Source organism: Sphingomonas sp., from assembly GCF_031380695.1.
GTDB lineage: Bacteria > Pseudomonadota > Alphaproteobacteria > Sphingomonadales > Sphingomonadaceae > Sphingomicrobium.
Genome location: NZ_JANMWY010000050.1, coordinates 1 through 5,174 on the forward strand (window position 1 = coordinate 1; position 5,174 = coordinate 5,174).

Annotated in this window: 8 protein-coding genes; 7 read left to right on the forward strand and 1 reads right to left on the reverse strand. The window is 65.5% G+C overall.

Annotated features, from left to right (window positions below; translation table 11 throughout):
* On the reverse strand, positions 1-1,279 hold a 1,279-nt coding region (locus RMN84_RS02065), incomplete at its 3' end, for an ABC transporter transmembrane domain-containing protein (RefSeq protein WP_405051420.1).
* Positions 1,280-1,389: 110 nt separating this feature from the next.
* Between RMN84_RS02065 and RMN84_RS02070 the strand changes: the two genes are divergently transcribed.
* The 7 genes from RMN84_RS02070 (at position 1,390) to RMN84_RS02100 (ending at position 5,171) form a co-directional block, all read left to right on the forward strand.
* Positions 1,390-1,635 (forward strand): hypothetical protein, encoded by a 246-nt coding sequence (locus RMN84_RS02070; RefSeq protein ID WP_309610549.1) that lies wholly within the window; start codon positions 1,390-1,392, stop codon positions 1,633-1,635.
* Between the two features lie 299 nt (positions 1,636-1,934).
* Positions 1,935-2,123, forward strand: coding sequence for a PspC domain-containing protein (locus RMN84_RS02075; protein WP_309610550.1), 189 nt, complete (start codon positions 1,935-1,937; stop codon positions 2,121-2,123).
* Between the two features lie 102 nt (positions 2,124-2,225).
* Positions 2,226-2,765 (forward strand): peroxiredoxin, encoded by a 540-nt coding sequence (locus RMN84_RS02080; RefSeq protein ID WP_309610551.1) that lies wholly within the window; start codon positions 2,226-2,228, stop codon positions 2,763-2,765.
* Between the two features lie 19 nt (positions 2,766-2,784).
* Entirely contained in the window at positions 2,785-3,390 is a 606-nt protein-coding gene (locus RMN84_RS02085; protein WP_309610552.1) for a 1-acyl-sn-glycerol-3-phosphate acyltransferase, read from the forward strand.
* A gap of 34 nt (positions 3,391-3,424) precedes the next feature.
* Positions 3,425-3,553 carry a hypothetical protein gene (locus RMN84_RS02090; RefSeq protein WP_309610553.1) on the forward strand — a complete coding sequence of 43 codons (129 nt, stop codon included), beginning with the start codon at positions 3,425-3,427 and terminating at the stop codon, positions 3,551-3,553.
* Positions 3,554-3,653: 100 nt separating this feature from the next.
* Complete coding sequence (locus RMN84_RS02095; protein WP_309610554.1) at positions 3,654-4,571, forward strand: hypothetical protein; 918 nt, start codon at positions 3,654-3,656, stop codon at positions 4,569-4,571.
* Positions 4,572-4,709: 138 nt separating this feature from the next.
* Positions 4,710-5,171, forward strand: a complete 462-nt coding sequence (locus tag RMN84_RS02100) for a YaiI/YqxD family protein (protein ID WP_309610556.1) — start codon at positions 4,710-4,712, stop codon at positions 5,169-5,171.
* Positions 5,172-5,174 lie beyond the last annotated feature (3 nt).

Consider the following 5,174-nt stretch of genomic DNA (forward strand, 5'->3'; position numbering starts at 1 on the left):
CCTGGGTGACCGCGGCAATGTCCTGCCCGTCGATCGTGATCCGCCCCCCGGTGGGGTCGTAGAACCGGTACAGCAATCGCGCCAGCGTCGACTTGCCCGCCCCCGATGGCCCGACCACCGCCAGGCTGGTTCCCGGCGCGACGTCGAAGCTGACGCCCTTCAAGATCTCGCGGCCCGGCTCATACTGGAAATGGACGTCGTCGAACCGCACCGCCCCGCGAGTCACCGCCAGCGCGACCGCGCCGGGCCGGTCGACGATTTCCTGCGGCGTGTCGAGCCGTTCGAACATCATTTCCATGTCGATCATCCCCTGCTTGATCGAGCGATAGACCCAGCCGAGCATGTCGAGCGGGCGGAACAGCTGCATCAGCAGGGCATTGACCAGCACCACGTCGCCCGGCGTGAAGCGGCCCTTGGACCAGCCCCACACGGTGAACGCCATCGCCCCGGCCATCATGCAGTTGGTGATCAGCGACTGGCCGATGTTGAGCCTCGCCAGACTGACCTCATTCTTGACCGCCGCCTTGGTGAAGGCGCCGACCGCTTCGTCGTAACGCCGCGATTCGCGCTCCTCGGCGCCGAAATATTTCACCGTCTCGTAGTTGAGCAGGCTGTCGACCGCGCGACCGATCGCCTTGTTGTCGACCTCGTTCATCTGGCGCTGGATATTGGCCCGCCAGTCAGTCACCCAGCGGGTAAAGCCGATGTAGATCGCGACTACCGCCAGCGTACCCGCCACCAGTCCGGCACCGAACTTGACGAAGAAGATGATGCAGATCGCCGCCAGTTCGATAATCGTCGGGGCAATGTTGAACAGCAGGAAATAGAGCATCATGTCGATGCTCTTGGTCCCGCGCTCGACGATTTTGGTCAGGCTGCCGGTGCGCCGCTCGAGGTGGAAGCGCAGCGACAGCGAGTGGACGTGGCGGAACACCCGGCTCGACAAAGCGAGCGCTGCGCGCTGGCCAACCTTCTCGAACAGGGCATTGCGCAGATTATCGGCCAGCACCCCGCCGAACCGCGCCCCGGCATAGGCCAGCACCAGTCCCGCGACGATCGAGAACCCCGCGCCTGTACCACTCATCCGGTCGATGATGCCCTTGTAGGCAAACGGCATCAGCAGCGTCGTCGCCTTGCCGACCAACACCAGCACGACCGCGACGACGACGCGCAGCTTGAGCTCGCGCTCGCCTGCCGGCCACAGCATCGGCAGGAAGCGGATGAGCGTCTTCAGGCCACCCTTTTGGGGCGTGGCGTCGGGGGGAAGCATATCGCGCATTGGGGCCTAGATAGGGCTTCGCCGCGATCGGACAAATGCCGACTGCGAAATGACCGGAACTGCGGCATTAATTCTCCGTTGTGTGGACAGTTCGAAAGCGGAGAAGCCTCATGGGTCCCGGCCTGTTCGTCATCGCTATCCTCGGTTGCGCCGACGGTTCGGCCGATTGCCGCGCGGTCGCGACCCTGCCGACGCGATACGAAAGCCGCAGGACGTGCGCCGCCGCGACGGGACCGGCACTGATTGCCAGCACTGCGTACGACTTTCCCGAGCTGCAGGCCGAATGTCGCTCGCTCGGTGCGCCGATTTCCGGCGGAAATGGTCGAGCGATTGGGAAAAACCCAACACGCGGCTGATTGAGTTGGCGGAATTCACCAATTTACTGGGGATATTTCGCCAACTCCCGATCTGATTTTGATACAATCACTGAAAACACTCATCTTTTTCCAATTGGCACGCCTCCTGCAGTAAGAATGGCATCACCCGCTTCCGGGTGTGTCAAAAGGGAAAAGACCATGTTCAACCTCTCCACCGCTCGTCAGGCCGCCGCCTCGCTCGCCGCCGCCTTCGTCACCGCGATGATCCTGGTGTCCGCCGCCGTCGGCCCCGCTGCGCACATCGTCGTCGCCTGAACTCTTGCACGGGGACCCAGATCATGAACGGACGTTTCCTCCTCAATCGCAGCCGCGCCAAGGTCATGGGTGTCGCCGCCGGCCTCGCCGACTGGACCGGCGTCGATGTGCTCTTCATCCGCCTCGGCCTGATCGTCGCCACGCTGGTCACCGGGCCCGTCGCGATCCTGCTTTATATCCTGACCGGCTGGCTGGCGACCGATGACCGCTAGGCGCTGACCCGGCGATCGACACCATCGATCGCCGGGCGGCCACGGGGCTCTGGCCTCCCCGCGCAGAACGGCGTAGCTAGCGGTCACCTTCAGGAGATCGCCATGCGCCCGACGTTTATGACCCTTGCCACCATATCTGCTTTTACCATCGGCGCCCCGGCCAGTGCCGCACTTCCGGTCGGTGCCAAGGCGCCCGACTTCCAGACCAGCGGCGCAATCGCCGGCAAGGCGTTCAAGCTCCGCTTGGCCGAGCAGCTTAAGAATGGCCCGATCGTGCTTTATTTCTTCCCTAAGGCGTTCACCGCCGGCTGTACCGCGGAGGCCCATGCCTTCAGTGAAGCGACCAAGGACTTCAAGGCGGCCGGTGCCCGAGTCATCGGCTTGAGCGCCGACGACCTGCCGACGCTGCAGAAATTCTCAGTCGAGGCGTGCCGCAATGCCTTTCCGGTCGCGACCGCCTCGCCGGCCATGATCAAGGCCTATGACGTCGCGTTGCCGCTGCCCGGCAAGTCGGTCAACCTGACCAACCGCACCAGCTATGTCGTCGCCCGCGATGGCAAGATTGTGATGGTTCATTCGGAAATGGACTGGAAGGACCATGTCGCCAAGTCGCTTGCCGCCGTGCAGGCACTCAAGCATTAGCGACACGCCGGCACCCCGATTGAGTTTCCTTGCCCGGCTGGTCCGGTCGGTGATCGTCGGCTGGTTTCGTCGGGCCGGCTGGACCGTCTCTGGAACGCGCCCGCCCGACGCCAAGTTCGTCCTGATGGGCGCGCCGCACACGTCCAACTGGGACTTCCTGGTGTTCGTCGGCACGGTCGAGGCATTCGGCATTCGCCCGCGCTTCATGGGCAAGAACAGCCTGTTCCGCTGGCCGTTCGCCGGGCTGATGCGCGGGCTCGGCGGTGTGCCGGTCGATCGCTCGGCACCGGGCGACATGGTCGAGCAAGTGGTGGCGCAATTCGCCGCCAACGACGATTTCGCGTTGATCATTGCGGCCGAAGGGACGCGCGATCCGACCAGCCGGTGGCGCACCGGCTATTATCGGATCGCGCTGGCGGCGGGCGTGCCGATCGTTTGTGCCGGGCCTGACTATAACCATAAGATCGGAATTCTCGGACCCAGGATCATGCCGACCGGGGATTACGAGGCGGACATGGCCCCGGCGTGGGCCTTCTTCCGCACGCTGATCCCGCGCCATCCCGAACGGGTGCTGTTTCCCGACGGCCACGGCATGGCGCTTCCCCAAGCCGCCGACGGGCTGTAGAACGGGCTCAAGAACCAAGTCGAGGAGCGAAGTGATGGCCAAAGGACAAATGAAGTCGAGCAAAGAGGCGCGCAAGCCGAAGGCCGAGAAGAAGAAGACGATCGCTGCCAACCCATCCACTAAGACGGGCGTGGTCAAGGGGCTCGACAACATCAAGAATTAGCCTTCGCACCGGCGTTAACCGCATGGCTCCGTTCGCCGCCGATCGCCCCCGTTTCACCGGAAACGCTGAACCTTAGGGGTATGCGAGCGGTTGTGCTTGCATGTCCATGATCACCAATGCCCGCCCCGCGATGACCGCGATTGCCGTTGTCATTGCTTTTACCGCCGCCCCCGTGCTTGCCCAGACGGCGGCGCCGTCAGCAAGTGAAGCCCCGACGCCGATCACGATCGCACCGGAGGCAACAGCCCCGGCTGCTCCGGCGGTTGAGACGCCGGCTCCGGCTGCGGCCGAACCGGTCGCGTCGACGATTGATTCGACGACTACGACCGAGGCGGCGCCAGTCGCCAAGGCCAAGCCGCGTCCGATCGCCGTGACCAAGACGTCGGTCGCCAAGATGACGAAGGTCAGCATTGTGGTGCCGGTCAAGTCTGCGTCGGCCCCGGTGAAGCAGGCGCAGCCCGCTCCGATTGCTGCGGCCCCGATCGCGCCGGTTGTCATTCCGACACCGGTCACCGAGGCGGCGCCGCCGGCTCCGGTTGTCCAGATCACCACCACGACCAAGCGTGACGACACGCTGCCGATTGCAGCGGGTGCCGGGTTGGGCATTCTCGCCCTCGCCGGTGGGGCTTTTGCCCTGCGCCGTCGCCGCGAGGACGAGGAGCTGGTTGACGATACGATCGTTGACGAGCCGGTGATGGCCGAGCCCGTCGCCATGGCGGAACCGGCGATGATCGAGCCCGCGCCGATTGCCGCCGCTCCGCTGCCGTTCGCCGCGACGGGTGACAGCGCCCGCGTCCAGGCGGCCTATGCCGGGCCGAGCGACGATAATCCGTCGCTGTCGCTCAAGAAGCGGATCAAGCGCGCCAACGCGCTCGACCAGATGGAGCACAACGGCCACGTCGTTCCCGCAGCTCCCCGCGCCGCGCCGGTCAGAACCAATAACTCGACCTGGGCCCAGCCGCCAAAGGGCCTGACCTTCGGCCTGAAGCCGACGTTCCGCCCCGCCTATCAATCCTAGTCGCAGCGGGCGGTGTAAGCCCGCAAGACGAGTAGCCTAGCATCCGGCCCCCTGCTTCCTCCAGCCGGGGGCCGGTTCGTGTCCGGCGACCCGCCCGACCGGATCGCCTGTCGCCAGCGGATGGGCTACCGGTTGCCCATGAGCAAAGCGCGCATTCTGGTCGACGCCGACGCCTGCCCGGTCAAGGAGGAGATCTACAAGGTCGCCTATCGCCGCAACGTCGCGGTGGTGGTGGTCAGCAACGCCCGCATCCGCATCCCCGACCATGAACTGATCGAGCGGGTCGTGGTCAGCGACGGATTCGACGCGGCGGACGACTGGATCGCGGAAACGGCGGGCCCGCGCGACGTGGTGGTGACGGCCGACATCCTCCTCGCCGAGCGCTGCCTGAAGGAGGGGGCGGCGGTGATCGGGCCGACGGGCAAGCCGTTCACGAGCGGATCGATCGGCAGCGCGGTGGCGGTGCGGGCGATCATGGCGGACCTCAGGGTCGGCGGCGACGCCATCGGCGGACCGGCGCCATTCACCAAGGCCGACCGCTCGCGCTTCCTCCAGGCGCTCGACGAGGCGCTGGTGCGGGCGGAGCGGTCGCAGGGATAGCGG